Source organism: Bradyrhizobium sp. 930_D9_N1_4 (assembly GCF_052076015.1).
Taxonomy (GTDB): Bacteria; Pseudomonadota; Alphaproteobacteria; order Rhizobiales; family Xanthobacteraceae; genus Bradyrhizobium.
The window spans coordinates 6765373-6784736 of sequence record NZ_CP197236.1 but is presented as its reverse complement, the minus strand read 5'-3'; the positions used below and the strand labels follow the sequence as shown (position 1 = coordinate 6784736).

Below are 19364 nucleotides of genomic sequence, written 5' to 3'. Positions count from 1 at the left end.
GATCATCTGCTCCGATGCTGCGTTATCGGAGGAACCCAGCAACGGATTAAGAGGGCGCCCAATGCCAGAGCTTGCCATTTCCGCCGAGAAGGTCGCTTTCGTCATCGAGAAAGCGCGCGAATTCGACGTCAAGGAAGCGGACACCGATCCGGATTCGGGCTCCAACGCCACCGACGACGGCGCAACCGATGTGCTCGAGGACAACGGCTCCGATCCGGTCGCGAGCGAGCTGACCGGATTCATCCAGGCGATGAACGAGGACGAGCAGCTCGACCTGGTCACGCTGATGTGGATCGGTCGCGGCGACGGCACGGTCGAGGAATGGGACGATCTGCGCGCCCGCGCCATCGAAGCCCGCGCCGAATACAAGGCGCCCCGGCGCGAGGCCGTGCAGTATCTGCTGGGCGAGCCGATGCTGGGCGATCTCCTGGCCGGCGGCATGGACGAGCTCGGCATCGACTGGACCGACGAGCGGATCACGCCGGTCGCTTAGCACTCACCGCGCGCAGTCGACGATCACGGTGCCGAGCTTGTCGCCCTTCTCGACGGCGAGATGGGCCTGCGCCGTGTCCGACAGTGCGAACTGCGCGGCGACGTTGTGGATCCGCGATCCCGCTGCCAGCCATTTCGAGATGTCGGCCTGCGCCGCCGCGAGCAGCGCCGGCGGCAGTGCGAACAGCACCAGCGCACGCAGGTTGATGCATTTTTCCATCAGCTCGCGCATCGGGATAACAGGCGTGCGATTGCCGTTGGTGGCGTAGACCGCGATGGTCGAATTGACCGCCATCAACTTCAGCGTGGTCGCGATGTTGCCACCGAAATCGACATCGACGACGTGATCGACACCACGGCCGCCGGTGAAGGCGAGGGCCTTGGCGACGACGTCTTCGTCCCTGTAATTGACCACGAGATCGGCGCCCGCCTGCCGCGCCTGCTCGGCCTTCATTGCCGAACTGACGGTCGCGATCACCTGCGCGCCGCCCCATTTGGCGAGCTGCACGGCGTAATGACCGACCGCGCCGGCGCCGCCGGTGACGAGCACGGTCTTGCCGACGATCGGCCCGTCTGCAAACAGCGCGCACCACGCGGTCATCGCGGGGATGCCGAGCGTTGCGCCTTGCGCGAAAGAGAGATTGTCCGGCAGCGGTGTCACCAGCTGCTCGGCGAGCGCGATATATTCCGCAGCCGTGCCGAAGGCACGGCCGTTGCGTTGACCGTTGAACAGCCAGACGCGGTCGCCGACCTTGAAGCGCGTCACGCCGTCGCCGATCTGGTCGACAAATCCCGCGCCGTCGCTGTTCGGAATCACGCGCTCGTATTCCAGGGCGCGATAGCTGCCGCCGCGCCGTCCGACATCGGCCGGATTGACGCCGGAGGTTTCCAGGCGAATGCGAACTTCGCCTGGGCCTGCGACCGGCGTCGCCATCTCACCATAGGTGAGAACGTCCGCCGCCGGTCCCGTCTGTTTGTACCAGACTGCCCTCACAGCGTGCCGGGGAAGGCACCGCCGTCGAGCAGGAGGTTCTGGCCCGTGATGAAGCCGGCCCGGCTGCCGCAGAGGAAGGCGCAGGCGTAGCCGAACTCGTCGGGATCGCCGAAGCGGCCGGCGGGATTGAGCTTGGCGCGCTCGGCCAGAACCTGGTCGGGCGTGATGCCGCGCTTCTCGGATTCGCCCTTGGCGGTGCTGCGCAGGCGGTCGGTCTCGAACGGGCCCGGCAGCAGGCCGTTGATCGTGACGTTGTTGATCACGGTCTTGCGCGACAGGCCGGCGATGAAGCCGGTGAGGCCGGCGCGCGCGCCGTTGGAGAGGCCGAGGATGTCGATCGGCGCCTTCACCGCGGCCGAGGTGATGTTGACGATGCGGCCGAACTTGCGCGCCATCATGCCGTCCACGGTCGACTTGATCAGCTCGATCGGCGTCAGCATGTTGGCGTCGATTGCCTTGATCCAGTCGTCGCGGGTCCAGTTGCGGAAATCGCCGGGGGGCGGGCCGCCGGCATTGTTGATCAGGATATCCGGCTCTGGGCAGGCCTTCAGCACGGCCTCGCGGCCCGCAGGCGTCGTGATGTCGCCGACGATCTCGGTGACCTTCACATCAGGATAGGCCTTGCGGATGTCGTCGGCCGTCTTCTTCAGGGCCTCGGCGCCGCGCGCGGTCAGCGTGACGTCAACGCCGGCTTCGGCCAGCGAGATGGCGCAAGCGCGGCCGAGGCCCTTGCTGGATGCGCAGACGATGGCGCGGCGACCTTTGATCCCAAGATCCACTGTTTCACTCCCGTAATGTCAGGCAGGTTTTAGAGGGCGGCACTCTAGCCAACCTTGGCGCCGCTGATAAGGGACTGGCTCGCGACAAAATGCATGGCGCGTCAGGCGGCGATGCAAATGCGCGGGTTAAATACGGCGCTCCTGCTTGAGGCGGTCGATCGCAGATGTCGCCTCCGGCGGCAATGTCTTGAAGCCCATTCGTCCCGCCGCCGAGAACAACGGCCGCAGATGCGAGCCGGCGAGGAAGGGTGGCTGGCGATTGACGGGTACGATCTGGTCGAACACCAGCACCAGCGTGGTGGCCACGAGGCAGACCCTAATGGCGCCGAGCGCGGCGCCGCCGAGCCGGTCGCCGATGCCGGCCTCGCGGATCGTATCGCTCAGCATCAGTCGGCCGATATATCCGAACAGCATGCCGACCACCAGGAAGATGCCGAAGAACCAGATCCAGTTCTGCAGGAATGGTGAGTTCGGGTTGCCGGCGATTTGCGGTACGATCAGCGGCATCAGCGCGACCGCGATGGGGGCGGCGAGGAGATAGGCGAGGATGGTCATGGCGCTGCCGAGCAGGCCGGTCCTGAAGCCGAAGCCGATCGCGATGGCGAACGCCGCATAGACCGCGAGATCGAAACTGTTCATGAGCCTGAGCCTGCCTCGATGGAACGAATGAACGCCGGACCGCTCATTCCGGTTTCAGATCGTTAAAATCGTCTGTATTGATGGCTCCAAAGCGCGGAAATCGTTCAAGGACAATGTCATGTCAGACCTATTCGACGTCAGTCAAGAAACCATCCTGGTGACAGGTGCGAGCCAGGGGCTGGGGCGGCAATTTGCCCGGGTGCTGGCGGCCCATGGTGCGGCAGTCGCGCTCGCGGCGCGCCAGACCGACAAGCTGAAGAGCCTGGAGGAGGAGATCCGCGGCAAGGGCGGTCGCGCCGCCGCGGTCGCGCTCGACGTCACCGACACCGCCTCGATCGCGAAGGCGGTGGATGCGACCGAAGCCGCGCTCGGTCCCGTCACCGTGCTGATCAACAACGCCGGTATCGCCATCGAGAAGCTCGCGACCGAGCAGACCGAGGCCGATTGGGACGCGGTGATCGGCGCCAATCTCAAGGGCGCCTATTTTCTCGCAACCGAGATCGCGCGGCGGATGATCGCGCGCAAGCAGGACGGCAACATCGTCAACATCGCCTCCGTGCTCGGCACCGGCGTCTTGAAGGCCGTGTCGCCCTACGCGATCTCCAAGGCCGGTATCCTCCAGGCGACGAAAGCGATGGCGCTGGAGCTCGCCGGACAGAACATCCGCATCAACGCGCTCGCGCCCGGTTATATCGACACCGAGATGAACCACGCCTTCTGGTCGACGCCGCCGGGCGAACGCCTGACCAAACGCATCCCGCAGCGCCGCGTCGGCGCCGAGTCCGATCTCGACGGCGCGATCCTGCTGCTGGCGTCGAAGGCGTCGCGGTACATGACGGGGAGTGTGATTACGGTGGATGGCGGGTTCTTGCTCAACTGAACGACCGTCGTCCCGGACAAGCGCAGCGCCGATCCGGGACCCATAACCACAGGGAGTGGTTTGACGAAGACTCGGAGTGATCGTTTCGCTCCATAACTGCTCCCTGTGGTTATGGGTCCCCGCCTTCGCGGGGACGACAGTGGAGAACGAGGTGATGGCGCCGCCTAACTCGCCCGCATCTCCGCCCGGATCATATCCGCCGCCTTCTCCGCGATCATGATCGTCGGCGCATTGGTGTTGCCGCCGATCAGCGTCGGCATGATCGAGGCATCGACGACGCGCAAACCATCCACGCCGTGCACCTTCAGCGCCGGATCGACCACGGCCATTGCATCCGTGCCCATCCTGCAGGTGCCGACGGGGTGATAGACGGTGTCGACGCGATTGCGCAGGATGGCGCGGATGTCGTCGTCCGTTCTCACGTCCGACGTGAACATGTCCTTCTTCTGCAAGGCGCGCAACGCGGGCGTCTCCATCAGCCGTCGCGTGGTCTTGAAGCCCGCGACCATCGCCTCGAGATCCTCCGCCTCGCCCAGAAAGTTCGGATCGATCATGGGGGCGGCGAGCGGATCGGCGCTCTTCAGCCAAACGCTGCCGCGGCTCTTCGGCCTGAGCAGGCAGACATGGCATGAGAAGCCCGCCTCCTTGTGCTTCTTGCGGCCATGGTCGTCGAGCATCGCGATGACGAAGTGGAGCTGAATGTCGGGCACGTCGAGATCGGGGCTGGTCTTCAGGAAGCCGCCGCACTCGGCGAAATTGGTGGTCATCAGGCCGCGTCTCTCGCGGCGGTATTGCTGAATGGCGCGGAGCAGGGACGGCAACCGGCCAAGCGAGGCGTGAACGAAGTGCGGATAGTCGGAGGCGTAGACGAAGACGAAATCCGGATGATCCTGCAGGTTGCGTCCGACGCCCGGCAGATGATGCGTGACGCCGATGCCGTGCGCGGCAAGCGCATCGCCATCGCCGACGCCCGACAGCATCAGCAATTGCGGTGACTGGAACGCGCCGGAGGCGAGGATCACCTCGCGCCGGGCGCGCAACTGCTTCTTCTGCTTCCCCTGCACATATTCGACGCCGACCGCGCGCTTGCCCTCGAACAGAATGCGCGTGGCCTGCGCTCCCGTCTCGACGCGCAAATTCGCGCGCTTGTCCATATGGGGCTGCAGATAGGCGCGCGCCGCGCTCCAGCGCTCGCCTTTGTGCTGCGTCACCTGATAGCTGCCGAGCCCTTCGTGGTCCTCTTCATTGAAGTCCTCGCGAATGCGGAATTGCGCCTCGCGGGCGGCCTGATGGAAGACGTCATGGATCGGATTGTTCGAGCGCAGTTTGTTGACGTGCAGCGGGCCGCCCTTGCCGTGAGACGCGCCGTCGAAATCGGAATTGTTCTCCGAGCGCTTGAAATAGGGCAGCACGTCCGCGTAGGACCAGCCGGCATTGCCGAGCGAGGCCCAGTGGTCGTAGTCCCATTTGTGGCCGCGGATGTAGACCATGGCGTTGATCGCCGAAGAACCGCCGAGCCCCTTGCCGCGCGGTTGATAGCCGATGCGGCCGTTCAATCCCTTCTGCGGCACGGTATCGAAAGCCCAGTTCGCCGCGCTGTACGGCAGAGCGAGCCCGAACGGAGTGGTGATCCGCCAATTGTCGTTGCGTCCGCCGGCATCGAGCAGTGCCACGGATGTCCCCGCGTCTTCCGACAGCCGCCCCGCCACCGCGCAGCCGCCCGAGCCCGCGCCCACGACGACGAAATCGAATGTGTCAGTCACTGATGTTTCCCCCTGGCATTCTTTTCTTCTCGTCATTGCGAGCGTAGCGAAGCAATCCAGGCCTCCCATTCCTCATCCTGAGGAGCGCGGAACGCGCGTCTCGAAGGATGAAGGCCCCGCTGGTGGCCTCGCCCTTCGAGACGCTTGCTTCGCAAGCTCCTCAGGGTGAGGGTCTACCATCTGGATTGCTTCGCTTCGCTCGTAATGACGGTCTTTGTGGCAACTACGACATGAACCGCATCAACTTCTCCAGCCGCGCGATTCTGCCGCCATAGGGCGGATAGAGATCGGCGAGGCGGTTGAATTTCGACCGATAAAACACCGGCTTCAGCTTGCTGAACGTCTTGAAGCCCCATTCGCCGTGATAGGCGCCGTTGCCCGACGCGCCGACGCCGCCCATCGGCTGGTTGATCTGCGTGAAATGAAACAGGCAGTCGTTGACGGTGACGCCGCCGGAAACCGTGCGCGACAGCACCTCGTCGCGGGCGGCGCGGTCCTTGCCGAACCAGTACAGCGCCAGTGGCCGGTCGCGGCGGTTGATGAAGGCGATGGCGTCGGCCGGTTCGCGATAGCCCAGCACCGGCAGGACCGGCCCGAAGATTTCTTCCTGCATCGCGGCCATCGCTTCGGTCGCACCGACGATCAGCGTCGGCGGAAATTTGCGGTGTGCCTTCCAGTTGGGATCGTCCGCCTTCGCCGGCTGCAGGATCTTCGCACCGTGCTGCGCCGCATCCGCGACCAGGCCTTCGAGCCGGGCGTAATGCCGGTCGGAGATCACGGAGGTGTAGTCCTTGTTCGCGGGATCCGTGCCGAACATGCGGCGCATCTGCGCGCGCACTTTTTCGGCGAAGGCCTGCAAGGCGCGCTCCGGCACCAGCACATAGTCAGGCGCGATGCAGGTCTGCCCGGCATTGAGCAGTTTAGCGTAGGCGATGCGCTCGGCTGCTTCCTCGAGATCGGCGGAGGCATCGATGATCGCCGGCGACTTGCCGCCGAGCTCGAGCGTGACCGGTGTGAGGTTACGTCCCGCGGCCTCGGCGACCAGCCGGCCGACCCGGGTGGAGCCGGTGAACACGAGATGATCGAACGGCAGCGACGCAAAAGCTTTTGCGACCTCCTCCTCGACGCCGGTGACGAGCATCTCCGTGGCATCGAACCGCGTGGCCACCGTCTCCTTCAGCAGCGCGGAAAAATGCGGCGACAGCTCGCTCGGCTTGACGATGACGCGGTTGCCGGCGGCGAGCGCGCCGATCGCGGGTGCAAGCGTGAGCTGGAGCGGATAATTCCAGGGCGCGATGATGCCGACCACGCCGAGCGGCTGCGGCATCAGCCGGTTGCGCGCGGGCAGGAATTGCAGCGCGGTGGCGACGCGCTGCGGCGCCATCCAGCTCTTGAGGTGCTTGGTGGCATGCCGGATCTCGGAGAACACCAGCATGGTCTCGGCGATATTGGTCTCGACCGCCGAGCGGTGGCCGAAATCGGCCGAGATCGCCCGCCGGAAGCGCTCCTCATTGTCGGCGACCACGGCACGCAGCCGCGCCAGCCGGTCGAGCCGCCCGGCGAGGTCGGGCGCGGGCTCGTCCCGCGACCGCGCGACCATGGCGTGGAAGGCGTCCGTGAGCGCCGCCAGCGGGGCGCTCGCAGGGGGGCGGTCCAGGATGTTGGTCAAGGCGTTCCTCCCCAAATCGGCGTTTCGCCTCTGTTTTGTTGCCGCAAGCTGGCGGTTTGCGGAACTTCTGGCAAGTGCAGGGCAAATCGGCCGGAATCCGCGCCCGCAAGCTGTCATAAAGTCGAAAAAAACGTCCCCGCGGCCCTTTCCAAAGGCAGTGCGGGTTGGTACATACCCCTCGCACCCGACGGGCTTTGCCCCGGGATTGCCTTCCAAGGAAGCCTTCGGGACGGGAGAAGCAAGCCACGCGAGCAGCGTCGGCCCTGATCCACCGTCCCCGGCATTTTGGCGAAGGTGTGCAAGTGTTAACGCGGGGTGGAGCAGCCCGGTAGCTCGTCAGGCTCATAACCTGAAGGTCATAGGTTCAAATCCTATCCCCGCAACCAAATTTGGATTTCACCGGATCCGATACGAAAAATGGCCCGCTTGATGCGGGCCATTTTTGTTTTGGGGGGCTGGTTGCCGACTGTCTCGGAGCGCGGCGAGTCTCTCGATCAGTGAGCGAGACATCGCAGTAGTTGCGACCTCCCGCAGCAATCAATTTCGTGCACTGTCACCGTAATCAAGAGATCGACGAAAGGTCCGACTGGAGTGAGCATTGCAAGTTCTCCTCGGATAGCCTCACGGCGTTCGGTTGATCGAAGATCATCTGTATCAACGAGGTGATCTCTCCGCGGCGCGGACCCGCGAACTGCCGCTCAACGTGGTGCTGTCCCACGCTGCTGAACCGGAGAGCCGTTCGCGCGGGCGCGCGACCTATTTTGTTAGCAATTCCTTCCGCCATGGCTCGTGCCTGTGTCGCGGATTGGCGTTCAATACCACATTCGAAGCGGCATAGCTCGATAAGTCGGCAACTATTTGTAATATAACACAATTAGTCGTCCTCGTGGCGCAAGGAAGTCGGCTTAGTGCACTTGACAAGCAATATATTACAACATAATTGTTGTAATTATGATGCCGGCCTTCGTCTCCATTAAAGGCGCTCCTTGGGATGTCCTGCCGCCGGGCGTGCATCCGGCGACGCTTGCCGACGTCGCGGCGACGTTCGCGACGAACGCGACACGTCGGCCGCTGTACGAGGGACTCTTGCTGGCCGCTACCGCGCTGCGCGCGGCGGGCTGCGGCAAGCTCTATCTCGATGGCAGCTATGTCACGGCCAAGCCGGTGCCGGGCGACTACGACGCGTGTTGGGACCCGGCCGGGATGGATCGCGCGAAGCTCGATCCCGTGTTTCTCGACTTCAGCAACAAGCGCCGGGCGATGAAGAAGAAGTTCGGCGGCGAGTTCTTCCCGTCTAGCGCGCCGAATACGCCGACGCAGACATTCCTTGATTTTTTTTCAGATCGAAAAATTCACCGGGCAACCGAAAGGCATTCTTTTGATCGTTCTCACTGCCGATCCAGCGCTGCTTGGGAGGGCATGATGATCTATAGCGACCGCCAATATCAGGTCACCCGCGCCGAACTCGCCAAGCTCGAAAGCGCGCTGACCGCCGTGCCTTTGGCGAAGGGTGCGGAGGATTGGGTGCTCAAGGCGCAGTCTGACGCGCTGCAAAGCCAGATCGCCGATCTCCACGCCGAGATGGCCGAATACGACATGCTCAAGCTCGGCAAGGTGGCCTTCGCCGGGACGTGCTCGCTTGCCGAGCTTCCGCGCGTGTTGGTGCAGGCGCGCATCGCCCGAGGTCTCTCGCAAACGGACCTTGCCGAGCGTCTGAACATGAAGCCGCAGCAGGTGCAGCGGTACGAGGCGACCAGCTATATGAGTGCCAGTCTGGCTCGTCTGATCGAGGTGGCGGGCGTGCTCGACGTGAAGATCTCGGAGTCCTTCGAGGCCATGCACAACGAGACCTCGGGCGCGATCTTCGCATGGAACGATCCAAGCGACGTGTCGTGGAGCCGTCTGCCGATCAAGGAGATGGTGAAGCGGAAGTGGCTTGAGGTGAAGCCACGGCAGTCCCCGGTTGAGGCGGCGCGGAACTTCTTCGTGTACGCGGCGGGGCAGCAATTCGCAACGGCGCTGCACCGGAAGAAGGTGCGCGCGGGCAACGTGCCGAACGAGTTCGCGCTCTTGGCTTGGCAAGCGCGCGTTCTTTATCTCGCGCGGGAGATGCACGAGCAGGACGCCATCAAGCCGTTTGAGCTCAACGACACCTGGCTTCCGGAGTTGACGCGGCTCACGCGGCGCAAGGACGGCCCGCAGCAAGCCCGTGAGCTGCTGGCCGAGCACGGCATCGCCTTGGTGATCGAGCGACACCTTCCCGGCACCTATCTCGACGGGGCGGCGATGCTCTCGGCGTCGAGTCAGCCGGTGGTGGCGCTCACCTTGCGCTATGATCGGCTGGACAATTTCTGGTTCGTGCTCTTCCACGAGTTGGCGCACGTCTTCCTGCACCTGACGCAGGGACTGCGGTTTGACTTCTTTGACGAAGAGGACGGCGACAAGACCGACCGGATCGAGCAGGAAGCGGATGACTTTGCGCTGAACACCCTGATCCCGGAGGCGGCTTGGGAGCAATGCCTCTCGCGTTTTGTGCTGACCGAGGAGGCGGTGGTGACGGATGCCGAGAATCTCGAGATCGATGCCAGCATCATCGCCGGCCGCATTCGGAAGGAACGGAATGATTACACGCTGCTGACCCGGTTGGTCGGCCAGGATGCCGTACGCAAACAACTGGAGGCCCGCGATGGCAACTAAGGACGCGTTTTATGTGCCGTGCCTGCGATGGCGGCAGGCCGAGTACCAAGCCTTGCTCGCGTTGATCGACAAGGCCAAAGACTCGATCGTGCCGCTCATCACGATTCCAGACCTCGAATTCGACTTCGAGGACGGGACGCCGAAGAAGACGGTCGTCGAACACGTTGGCCCGTTTCCAAAGCGCTACAAAGACAAGTGGAAGACGCGCAAGGCCTGGATCGATACCGACCCAAGCATCCAGAACCAGCTCATGCCGGACGGCCGCCCGGTCTTCGCCTACGTCTTCGACGAGATCCGCAAGTTCAAAGCGGACGCGATGCCGGTCGCGTCGCTGGACTGCACGCCAAAGGTCGTGGCGCAGATCGCGACGATCATCGTCACCGACAAGAAGGGCGTCGGCGTCCGCGCCCGCATCGAGCACGTGATGAAGGCCAGCTTCGGCGCCAATCTCGATACGCTGTTGAAGAGCCTCAACGTAACGGCAGCAGAGACCGACCTGATCATCGATCTCGGCACGCCCAGTTACGAGCCATACACCGCGTTTGCGGCGGCGCTAGCGTTTGCACTCGGCAAGATCCCCAACCTCGCGGCCTACCGGAATTTCATCCTGGTCGGTTGCGCGTTCCCGACCTCGCTGGCTACCGTCTCGGCGCCGGTCGGCTCTATCGAGCGGCACGACTGGAAGTTCTACGTGCAGCTCCTTGCCAAGCTGCCGATGGGGATGCGGTCGCCGATGTTTGGCGATTACGCGACGGTCAATCCGAGCTTCACGGCCAAGATGGACATGCGCAAGGTCAACCCCGCAGGCAAGATCGTCTACGCGACCACCGACAGGTGGTTCGTTCGCAAGGGTGGCGCCTTCCGCGGTAACGAGAAGCAGATGCACAAGCTGAGCGATGACATCGTGAAATCCGGCTTGTTCCGTGGACCATCCTTCTCTGCCGGGGACGACTACATCGACAAGTGTGCCAAGAAGTCGGTCGGTCCCAGCAATCAGACGCGGTGGAAGACCGTCGGCATCAACCACCACATTATGCAAGTGATTGGTGAGGTCGCCAGTCTTGGCGTAAAGCCATAGATTCCTTGATGAACGCGGTGATCTCCGCGACCGAGAACTTGGCTGCCAGCGACTTGTAAAGCGACTTGCGCGGCCCACGCAGCACCTTCGGCGACGCATTGGCTTGGGCCAGGATGGCGACGGCCTCGGGTCGCCAGAGAAGATGCGCAAGCCGATAAGCTTGGACGTTCGGATTGCGCTTGGGCTCACGCACGGTGATGAATACGATACCACCGCGCGGCCCCTTGGTGACCTTGGTGATGCCGCACCAGCGCGGGGTCAGCTCGCGCACGCCCGCAACATGTTTGTCGGCGCAGACGATGGTCAGCTTTTCGAGGCAAGCTTCGTAGAGCACCAATTGCTGGGGCAGCCGCATCAACGTATCGGCGGCGCTCTTGATCTCGTACCCATGCACGCAGCCATTGATGACGGCGACATCGATACGCGCCTTGGCATGCGCAAGACCCAGCTCGTCGATCACGAGTGTGTCATTGCAGCGATGGAATGCGCGGAGCGCTTTGGTGTGGAGCGCGGCGCGGATTTCGGGGTCGGTCGATGGGGACATGGAACCTCAAAAGGCCGCAGACTCGGTCGCTACAGCGGGATTCACTAAGCCCGATCTGCCCTCCACGTGCCAAGAAGAATTGTGCGAAGCTGTCGCAATTCTTTATCGGCTGTGGGAATTCCAACGCAGGCTACGCTACCGCGCTTATCAAAGTGTGAAGTGGGTATGGCAGCTTATGTCAGTATCTCGCTGAAGTGTCGGCGCCGTCGCGAACTCGCCGTTAGTCCGACCATGACCAATATGGTCGGGTTGGCAAGGTGAGCGGCCCTCCGTTGTGAAACTCTACCGCTAGTTTGGGGAATTTTCTTTCGACTAAACGCAAGAATCGGGTGTTGCCAGTGCTCGAAGTTATAGTGACATTGCAGTCAATGCTCCGTCGGAGTCGAGTGTGCTTTCACTGTAATCGCCCGAATCCCCTCACTCCGGAAAACTCAAAATCATATTCAACAATCTCGGAAACCGCGCATTGATGTCGTCCTCGCGCACCACGTTGCGGTGCTGGACGCCTTGCTTTGAGGTCCGGATCAGGCCGGCCTCGCGCAGGATGCGGAAATGGTTCGAGAGGGTCGATTTCGCCATGTCGGGGCAAGGCGCCGCCTCGGTGCACGACATGCAGTCGTTCTGCGCGACCAGGCTTTTGACGATACGCAGCCGCATGGGATCCGCCAGCGCTGCGAGCACTCCGGCCAGCGTAATTTCGTCCCGCGATGGATGAACGAACTGCACCATCACTAAAAGATAGCACCTCCCTTGAACTTGTTCAATAGTTCACTAGTATTGAACTATTGAATATCGGCGTCGTGCCGACCAACGGAGACATGCGATGACCAAGAGACTCGAAGGAAAAGTTGCGCTCGTGACCGGCGCATCCAAGGGCATCGGTGCCGAAATCTCCGCCCGGCTCGCGGCCGAGGGTGCCGCGGTCGCCGTCAACTACAGCTCCAGCAAACAGGCCGCTGATCGCGTGGTTGCTGCGATCGTCGCCAAGGGCGGCAAGGCCGTCGCGGTCCACGGTAATCTGGCCGACGCCAAGGACGTGAAAAGCGTTGTCGCGGAGACCGTGAAGGCGTTCGGTGCGATCGACATCCTGGTCAACAATGCGGGCGTTTACGAATTCGCCCCGCTCGAGGACATCACGCCGGAGCATTTCCACCGGCATTTCGACCTCAACGTGCTCGGCCTGCTGCTGGTCTCGGGTGAAGCGTCAAAGCACTTCAACCCCAATGGCGGCAGCATCATCAACATCAGCTCCGGCGTATCGACCCTCGCGCCGGCGAACACCGCCGTCTACACCGCGACCAAAGCGTCGGTGGATGCAATCTCCTCCGTGCTGGCGAAGGAGCTGGCGCCGCGCAAGATCCGCGTCAACGCCGTCAATCCCGGCATGGTCGCCACCGAAGGCGTGGTGTCCGCCGGCCTGCATGAAGGTGACATGCGCACCTGGATTGAATCCACCACCCCGCTCGGCCGCATCGGCAAGGTCGAGGAGATTGCCGCCGCGGTGGCTTTCTTCGCTTCGGACGATGCGTCCTACGTCACGGGCGAGACACTTCACGTGACTGGCGGTCTGCGCTGACGAGGCGCGTACTGGCGGGGCGATGGTCGTGAAGGCCGTCGTCCCGACGCGGCCGGTGGGCTGCGGAGATTGCGATCTCCGCTCACCCCGCAGTTGAGGACACGTCAACGTACCGGCTATACCTACGCCACCGCCGATGCCGTCGCGCCATCGATGAAGTGAGACATCCCATGACCGAGATCGATCTCGTCAACGTCTTCACCCACATGGGGGCCGGCGGCAATCCTTGCCCGATCGTCGTCGATGCTTCGAGCCTTTCCACTGAGGGAATGCAGTCGGTGGCCCGGCGCTTCGGGCATGAATCCGGCTTCGTCCTGCCGGCATCCAGCGGCGATGCCGACTACATTTTCCGGTTCTGGGTGCCGCGACACGAGATGGAGATGTGCGGTCACGCGACGATCGGCGCGCTCTGGCTGCTCGCGACGAGGGGCCTGTTGTCCGGCGAGCAGGTCCGCATCGAGACCCGCAGTGGCGCTGTGACAGGCTATGTCGACCGTGACAGCTCGGGCGAGCCGTCCGTCGAGATCAGCCAGCCTGTCGGCAAGGTCGTCGATCTCTCGCGCACTGAAGAGGAGGATGTTCTGTCGGTGCTCAAGCTGTCGCGCCGCGATCTGCTTGATTTGCCCGTGCAGAACGCGGTCACCTCGCGCGTGAAGACGCTGATCCCGATGAAGGGCGTGCGAGAGCTCAACGCATTGGTGCCGGCCCCCGTGCGGATCGAGGCGTGCTGCGAGCGGATCGGCTCGACCGGCCTTTATCCCTACGCCGTGGATCATCAGGGCGAGCAGCGTTTCGAGGCGCGGCAATTCCCGAAATCGTCGGGTTACCCGGAGGACGCTGCCACCGGCATCGCCGCTGCGGCGCTCGCGTTCGGATTGCTCAGGAACGGCCTTGTCGCGCGCAACAGCGAGCGGATCACCATCATGCAGGGGCGGACCATGGGTGCATTGTCGGAGATCCGGGTGCGCCTTGGCTTCGCGGACAGCAGGCCTGTCGGCTGTCTGCTCGGAGGCTCCGTGGCGCGCGTCGAATCGCAGATCTTGCAGCTCTGAGAACACGAGCGGATGCTTCACGACGTGACGCCGCCGCCGTCTGCTCAAAACTCCCTGATCGCCTTCCCGTCCGCCCCCACCAGGCTCGACGGCGCTTCCCCGAACACCAGCCCTTCCGGCTGAAACCTGATCGTCTTCCCGCCCTCGACGAACTCCGCAAAATTCCGTGGCGTGGCCGAATGCACGCCGTTCGCCAGGAAGTCGTCGATCTCGTAGCAGGTGTCGGGCTTGCCGCCGGAGCCTTCGCTCAAAAATTTCTGGAAGCTCTGGCTCGTCACCTTGGCCTTCTTGCGCGCCGACCAGTTGGTGAAGCGGCGGTAGAGTTTTGGCAGGATCACCGGGCCCTTGTCGGTCGCGAGCACGGCGGTTTCGTTGATCTTGGGTTCGCGCAGGTCGAAGTCGAAGGTGCCAATCGTTTTGGCGAGGTGCTTCCAGACCGGCAGCTTCTTCGCACGGGCGGTCTTGGTGAGCGCGAGGAAGGCGTTGATCTCGTCGTCGTTCATCGAGGAGTAGAACGTCGGATAGGCAAAGCCCTGCGCGACCAGCCAGTGATTGATGTCGACGGTCTCGCCGCCGACCGTGACCTCGATGTCGCCGACCAGCCGGCCATAGGTGTCGAACACCTCGTTCGGCGCATCGACATGGGTGAACACCCGGCAGGCGAGCGCCGGCCCGCCCGCGCTGCCGAGAAAATCATGCAGCGCCTTGCTCGATGTCGCGCCGAGGAACTGCCGGTAGGAATGCGTGACCTCGTGATAGGCCTGCTTCTTCGCGTCGGTCAGGCCCTTCTTCTCCGCGGCCGAGAGCGGCGAGGGCTGGTAATGCAGCTCCGGCGCGTCGATGCCCTGGAGGCGAATGGTGAGCTTGCCGTTCTTGATCGGCGCGGTCGCGGTGCGGCCCTTGACCTTGGCGTTGTCGAAGACGTGGGTCGGCTGGAACGGCGAAGCATCGTTCTTGCGGAAGCGGATCGCGTCGGGCGCGACGGACACCACCACCTTGGTGGTGTCGGCGTCCGACCGTCCCTCCGGCCAGAACTGCTTGACCTCGATGGTGCCTTCGACCTCCAGCAGTCCAACGGGCAACGGTCGCTCCTGTCAAACGAACGCGACGGTCGCCTCGTTAAGGCGTCTCGCGTGCATATCGAGCAGCAGCGAATCATCTTCGTGCGACAGGCCCGTGACGACAGGTGGGACAGGCGCGACGCGTTGCGGCTGCCGCGACAGCCTTCAGCTGACGCCAGGCTGACAGCGGCGTTCGCACCGCGCAGCGCAAAAGCAAATGCCTCCCGCATGCCCGGGGGCGCGCGAGAGGCAATGGCAGTGATTCTCCTGATCGAGCCGAAGGCGGCGGACGTTCAGGATTTGTGCGGGCAGACCATCGTCAGATGCAGCAGCGTCGGCTTGTCCGAACCCTTCTTGTACTCCCACTCCAGCCGGATCTCGTGCCGGTGGGCATAGGCATCGTTCGGCGCGTGGACGATGATGTTGGTCTTCATCGGGATTGGCGGCTCGGAATTGAAGCATTTCCGCACGCAGGCATCGAGCAGATCGCATCGCGTGAGCGGGATCACGCCCGGCTCGTCCCTGGACAGCGGGACCGTGTTCGGCTGGGTGCTGAGGTCGAGACGAGCCCGGCCCTTCTCCTTGTGCCAGTACTTGGCGCTGCCCTGCGGCCACTTCGAGGCCGGCGTCAGAATCAGGTGGTACTGGCCATATTCCAGGGTCGGCAGGTCGATGTCGTCTGATGCCTTGAGCTTGGCCACGCTCTTCTTCATGTTCGCCAGCGGGTAGTAATTGCTGTTCATCAGGTCTTTGAACGCCTTGCCGCTATAAGTCCTGCCGCCCATCGCCTTGTCCTTTGATATGAATTTAACCAATCAGGGCAATTTGCAGCCCAGCAAAGCTCGTTGGCCGAAAGCCTCGGCGCCCCCCGAACGCGCGGCCCCATGTTCGCGCGCGCAAACGGTATCACTCGCAAATGTGCTTCGTCCAGAGAACCGCCACTTGGTGATGCAAACCTACCTCTCTGCAAGTTCGATTGCCACGAATCCTCCGATGGGTAATCTTGTGCCAGGCTCTTCGCGAGCGCCGGTCGGCGAAAGACGGCGCCGCGACCTCTGAAGGCACTGAAATGCACTGTATCGCGTGTCAGTCGACGATCGGCCCTGGCGATAGCTGGTGCTCCAAATGCGGGGTGGCCGTGCGTCGATCGGAGCCGGACAGCGAACGCCGGTTTGTGACGATCCTGCGCGCCGACGTCGTCGATTCGACCGGGCTCATTGCCGAACTGGACCCGGAGGAGGCGGTCTCGCGACTGGAGCCGGCCCTGACTGCGATGCGAGGCGCGGTGCGCCAGTTCGGGGGCATCGTCAGCAAGGAATTGGGCGACGGACTTTCTGCCGTGTTCGGCGCCCCGATCGCGGACGACAACCATGCCCCTTTGGCCTGCCACGCGGCGATCGAGCTGGTCCGGCGCGTCACCGGCCTCGGTGATCCCGGGCTTCAGGTTCGGGTCGGTCTCCATTCCGGCCATGTCGTTGCCTACATGGTCGCCAGCGAGTTTTCCAAGGTCTACGAGATCGGTGGTGCCGCCCAGCACCTGGCAGCCCGGCTGGAATCTGCGGCCGAGGCGAATCAGATTTACGTGTCGCAAGCCTGCCAGGAGCTCGCCGAAGGGCATGTCCGTTTCGAGTATCTCGGCGGCAAGCCGCTGCGCGGCTTCAACCAGTCCGTCCCCGTCTACCGGATCGTGGGCGCGAGCGACCTGTCGAGCTGGCGGGTGCGACGGGCGCGCAGCGTCTCCCGGTTCGTTGATCGCACGACCGAGCGGGCGCTGCTGGGGCGGGCCGTCGAGATCGCGACGGCGAACCGGCAGACGGTCCTGCTGCTCGGCGACGCCGGCATCGGCAAATCGCGGCTCGCGCACGAGTTCGTCCAGGGGCTCAGATCCCATGGCTGGCGCCTGATCGATGCCGAGTGCAGCCCGAACCTCCAGGGCGCCTCGTTCAGCACGCTCAAGCGGCTGTTGCTCTCGGCGCTGGAGGCGGCCGCAAAGGACCCCGACAGCCCGGGGGATCCTCGCGCGGATCTCGGGGAGATCGAGCAATGCGCGCTCTCAGCGGTGCTTGATCTCTCGATATCGAATCCGCAATGGGCCCAGCTCGAGCCCCATGCGAGGGGACGTGCGATCTCCGATGCAGGCTGCGCCATCGTCGAGGGCATCGCCCGCCGTCAGCGAACGGTGCTCCTGCTCGAGGATTTGCACTGGATCGACCGGGCCAGCGACGCGGTCATGGCTGCGATTGCGTCGCTTCAGGTGCCCGGTCTTCTCGTGCTCCTGACGTCCAGGCCCAACGGCATGCCGGTCTGGATCGCGCGCTGCCGCGCCGAGGTTGTCGCCATGCGGCCCCTCGATGACGATTCGGGGCTGGAAATGCTGGCCGACATGCTTGGCCCTTCCGCGGCGAACGACGACCTGAAGAACCGGATCATTTCGCACACCGCCAATGTGCCCCTGTTCATCGAGGAGGTCTGCCGGGGCTTGAGGGACAGCGGAACGCTTCGCGGCCAATGGGGCGATCTCGCGCTCGTGCGCCCCATCGACGAGCTCGGCATTCCCTCGAGCATCCAGGGTGTGATCGCGGCACGCCTCGACCGCGTGTCGCGGCAGGAGCGTTCCGTGTTGCAGATCGCGGCAGCGCTCGGGCCCCGGTCGAGCGTCGCCATGCTGCGCAAGCTCGTCGAGCTGCCCGAGGATGCCCTCCAGGATTGCCTTGCGGTGCTCGACCGTGCCGAGCTGCTGGTACGCATCGACAGCGAGCTGGACGACGCGCTCGAGTTTCGACACGAGATGGTCCGCCAGGTGACCTACGATTCGATGGTCGACAAGGTGCGCGAGGACATTCATGCGCGCATTCTTGCGACGCTCGAGAGCGATGGAGCCAGCGCGGATGAGCCCGACACGCTGTGCTATCACGCGGTACGCGCCAAGGACTGGCGCAAGGCGTTCCTGCACGGCAAGAGCGCGGGACGAAAATGCCTGAGCCGGTCGGCTTTTTCGGACGCGGCCAACTATTTCGAGATCGCGATGGGTGCGCTCGACAAGACCGCGATGACGCCGTTGCGGGAGGCCGATGCGATCGACCTGCGGATGGAGGCACGCGCGGCGTTCATCGCCTCCGGTCAGGTTGCCGAGTGGCTCGATCTCGGCAAGGAGGCCGAACGGCGGGCCGACGCGATCGGCGACATCGGACGCAAGGTCGCCGCCATGACGGTGAGAGCCGGCGCGCAGAACTTCTATGGGGCGCCGGTCGAAGCCGTCGTGGTGTCCCAGGAGGTGGTCCGCCTCGCGGAGGAGTGGGACAACCAGGGCTGGCTCAATCTCGCGCGATACGGTCTCGGACAGGCGTATTTCCTCGCCGGCCGCTACCGCGAAGCGGTGCAGACATTGGCGCTGGCGCATGCCCAGCTGGCGGGCCCGGACGCGAGCGCTCCGATCGGCACGACACCAAGGAATCTGCTGCTGCTCTGCTGCATGATGAAGGGCTTCACGCACACGGTCATCGGCGAGCTCGACATTGCGGACGAGCTCCAGCAACAGGCGTCCGCGATCGCGGCGGAGACCAATCGCCCTTATGATCGTGCCGGCGCCGCCTATAGCGGCGGCTGGCTGATGCTCGGCCGCAACGAGCCGGCGGCAGCGGCCGCCATTCTCGAAGACGGATTCGTGCTGGCGCAGAAGCACGGCATCCGGCTGTTCGTGCCGGTGCTGGCCTGCCACCTCGGCGTCGCCTATCTGGAGCAGGGGTTGTTCGACCGGGCGCGCGGCATGCTGACTGAAGCGCGCGAGGAGGCGAAGGCGGTCGGCTATACCTCGGCGGTGCTGCGCAGCTCGATCTACCTCGCGCTGGCAATTCACCGGCTCGGCGATGCCCAGGCCGCGCAGAACATGCTGCGTGAGGCGCGCAACACCGCCCGCCAGCAGGGGTTTTCGGGGCTCGAGGCCGAGGCCCTGTATGGAGAAGCCGTGGTGACGCCGGCCTCCGACGCCGAGGGCAAGGCGGCCATTCTCGCAGCGCTCCACGCCAGCATCGCGATCGCCTCCGCAAGCGGCGCGTTGCCACTCCAGCTCAAGGCCGAGGCGCTGCTGAACGAGATGGTAGCGCGAGGCGATCAGCTGACCTGACGCTGTCGGCTTGCGAT

The 19364-nt window shown here is 63.9% G+C and carries 16 protein-coding genes and 1 tRNA gene; 8 read left to right on the top strand and 9 right to left on the bottom strand.

Annotation, left to right across the window (positions count from 1 at the left end; all coding sequences use genetic code 11):
• Positions 1-61: 61 nt before the first annotated feature.
• The gene (locus tag AB7532_RS32240; RefSeq protein ID WP_441238691.1) at positions 62-493 is read left to right on the top strand and encodes a DUF3775 domain-containing protein; all 432 of its coding nucleotides are present in this window, start codon (positions 62-64) and stop codon (positions 491-493) included.
• Between the two features lie 3 nt (positions 494-496).
• Here the strand turns inward: AB7532_RS32240 and AB7532_RS32235 are convergent, their stop codons facing one another.
• The 3 genes from AB7532_RS32235 to AB7532_RS32225 form a co-directional block, all read right to left on the bottom strand.
• Entirely contained in the window at positions 497-1486 is a 990-nt protein-coding gene (locus AB7532_RS32235) for an NADPH:quinone reductase (protein WP_441238690.1), read from the bottom strand.
• Positions 1483-2265 (bottom strand): SDR family oxidoreductase, encoded by a 783-nt coding sequence (locus AB7532_RS32230; RefSeq protein ID WP_441238689.1) that lies wholly within the window; start codon positions 2263-2265, stop codon positions 1483-1485. Before AB7532_RS32230 ends, AB7532_RS32235 begins: the two co-directional genes overlap by 4 nt.
• A gap of 126 nt (positions 2266-2391) precedes the next feature.
• A complete protein-coding gene (locus AB7532_RS32225) occupies positions 2392-2904 on the bottom strand; it encodes a CvpA family protein (protein ID WP_441238688.1) in 513 nt (170 codons plus the stop codon).
• A 118-nt stretch (positions 2905-3022) separates the two neighbouring features.
• On the opposite strand from AB7532_RS32225, the gene AB7532_RS32220 reads away from it, so the two are divergent.
• Positions 3023-3784 (top strand): SDR family oxidoreductase, encoded by a 762-nt coding sequence (locus AB7532_RS32220; RefSeq protein ID WP_441238687.1) that lies wholly within the window; start codon positions 3023-3025, stop codon positions 3782-3784.
• 164 nt (positions 3785-3948) lie between these two features.
• On the opposite strand, the gene AB7532_RS32215 is transcribed toward AB7532_RS32220, so the two are convergent.
• Together AB7532_RS32215 and AB7532_RS32210 are read right to left on the bottom strand one after the other, a co-directional pair.
• Positions 3949-5547 (bottom strand): GMC family oxidoreductase, encoded by a 1599-nt coding sequence (locus AB7532_RS32215; RefSeq protein ID WP_441238686.1) that lies wholly within the window; start codon positions 5545-5547, stop codon positions 3949-3951.
• 223 nt (positions 5548-5770) lie between these two features.
• Positions 5771-7147 (bottom strand): coniferyl aldehyde dehydrogenase, encoded by a 1377-nt coding sequence (locus AB7532_RS32210; protein WP_441239398.1) that lies wholly within the window; start codon positions 7145-7147, stop codon positions 5771-5773.
• A gap of 378 nt (positions 7148-7525) precedes the next feature.
• Here AB7532_RS32210 and AB7532_RS32205 point away from each other — a divergent pair.
• The 3 genes from AB7532_RS32205 (at position 7526) to AB7532_RS32195 (ending at position 10991) form a co-directional block, all read left to right on the top strand.
• Positions 7526-7602 (top strand) — tRNA-Met (locus tag AB7532_RS32205).
• 565 nt (positions 7603-8167) lie between these two features.
• On the top strand, positions 8168-9913 hold the full coding sequence (locus AB7532_RS32200; RefSeq protein ID WP_441238685.1) for a DUF6932 family protein: 1746 nt from the start codon (positions 8168-8170) through the stop codon (positions 9911-9913).
• Positions 9903-10991 (top strand): beta family protein, encoded by a 1089-nt coding sequence (locus AB7532_RS32195; RefSeq protein WP_441238684.1) that lies wholly within the window; start codon positions 9903-9905, stop codon positions 10989-10991. Before AB7532_RS32200 ends, AB7532_RS32195 begins: the two co-directional genes overlap by 11 nt.
• On the opposite strand, the gene AB7532_RS32190 is transcribed toward AB7532_RS32195, so the two are convergent.
• Both AB7532_RS32190 and AB7532_RS32185 read right to left on the bottom strand, forming a co-directional pair.
• The gene (locus tag AB7532_RS32190) at positions 10945-11535 is read right to left on the bottom strand and encodes a sce7726 family protein (protein WP_441238683.1); all 591 of its coding nucleotides are present in this window, start codon (positions 11533-11535) and stop codon (positions 10945-10947) included. The two genes, AB7532_RS32195 and AB7532_RS32190, sit on opposite strands and share 47 nt — an antisense overlap.
• A gap of 417 nt (positions 11536-11952) precedes the next feature.
• Positions 11953-12264, bottom strand: a complete 312-nt coding sequence (locus tag AB7532_RS32185) for an ArsR/SmtB family transcription factor (protein ID WP_441238682.1) — start codon at positions 12262-12264, stop codon at positions 11953-11955.
• A 94-nt stretch (positions 12265-12358) separates the two neighbouring features.
• On the opposite strand from AB7532_RS32185, the gene AB7532_RS32180 reads away from it, so the two are divergent.
• Together AB7532_RS32180 and AB7532_RS32175 are read left to right on the top strand one after the other, a co-directional pair.
• The gene (locus AB7532_RS32180) at positions 12359-13111 is read left to right on the top strand and encodes an SDR family NAD(P)-dependent oxidoreductase (protein ID WP_441238681.1); all 753 of its coding nucleotides are present in this window, start codon (positions 12359-12361) and stop codon (positions 13109-13111) included.
• A 170-nt stretch (positions 13112-13281) separates the two neighbouring features.
• Complete coding sequence (locus AB7532_RS32175) at positions 13282-14163, top strand: PhzF family phenazine biosynthesis protein (RefSeq protein WP_441238680.1); 882 nt, start codon at positions 13282-13284, stop codon at positions 14161-14163.
• A 44-nt stretch (positions 14164-14207) separates the two neighbouring features.
• Here the strand turns inward: AB7532_RS32175 and AB7532_RS32170 are convergent, their stop codons facing one another.
• The gene (locus tag AB7532_RS32170; RefSeq protein WP_441238679.1) at positions 14208-15245 is read right to left on the bottom strand and encodes a thermonuclease family protein; all 1038 of its coding nucleotides are present in this window, start codon (positions 15243-15245) and stop codon (positions 14208-14210) included.
• Positions 15246-15517: 272 nt separating this feature from the next.
• Positions 15518-16009, bottom strand: coding sequence for a hypothetical protein (locus AB7532_RS32165; protein WP_441238678.1), 492 nt, complete (start codon positions 16007-16009; stop codon positions 15518-15520).
• 284 nt (positions 16010-16293) lie between these two features.
• Between AB7532_RS32165 and AB7532_RS32160 the strand changes: the two genes are divergently transcribed.
• On the top strand, positions 16294-19347 hold the full coding sequence (locus AB7532_RS32160; protein WP_441238677.1) for an ATP-binding protein: 3054 nt from the start codon (positions 16294-16296) through the stop codon (positions 19345-19347).
• Positions 19348-19364: the final 17 nt, after the last annotated feature.

Coding starts and splice junctions, on each gene's coding strand:
- AB7532_RS32240 (WP_441238691.1), top strand. CDS start 62: ATGCCAGAGCTTGCCATTTCCGCCGAGAAGGTCGCTTTCGTCATCGAG.
- AB7532_RS32225 (WP_441238688.1), bottom strand. CDS start 2,904: ATGAACAGTTTCGATCTCGCGGTCTATGCGGCGTTCGCCATCGCGATC.
- AB7532_RS32180 (WP_441238681.1), top strand. CDS start 12,359: ATGACCAAGAGACTCGAAGGAAAAGTTGCGCTCGTGACCGGCGCATCC.
- AB7532_RS32185 (WP_441238682.1), bottom strand. CDS start 12,264: ATGGTGCAGTTCGTTCATCCATCGCGGGACGAAATTACGCTGGCCGGA.
- AB7532_RS32200 (WP_441238685.1), top strand. CDS start 8,168: ATGATGCCGGCCTTCGTCTCCATTAAAGGCGCTCCTTGGGATGTCCTG.
- AB7532_RS32165 (WP_441238678.1), bottom strand. CDS start 16,009: ATGGGCGGCAGGACTTATAGCGGCAAGGCGTTCAAAGACCTGATGAAC.
- AB7532_RS32190 (WP_441238683.1), bottom strand. CDS start 11,535: ATGTCCCCATCGACCGACCCCGAAATCCGCGCCGCGCTCCACACCAAA.
- AB7532_RS32220 (WP_441238687.1), top strand. CDS start 3,023: ATGTCAGACCTATTCGACGTCAGTCAAGAAACCATCCTGGTGACAGGT.
- AB7532_RS32210 (WP_441239398.1), bottom strand. CDS start 7,147: ATGGTCGCGCGGTCGCGGGACGAGCCCGCGCCCGACCTCGCCGGGCGG.
- AB7532_RS32175 (WP_441238680.1), top strand. CDS start 13,282: ATGACCGAGATCGATCTCGTCAACGTCTTCACCCACATGGGGGCCGGC.
- AB7532_RS32195 (WP_441238684.1), top strand. CDS start 9,903: ATGGCAACTAAGGACGCGTTTTATGTGCCGTGCCTGCGATGGCGGCAG.
- AB7532_RS32160 (WP_441238677.1), top strand. CDS start 16,294: ATGCACTGTATCGCGTGTCAGTCGACGATCGGCCCTGGCGATAGCTGG.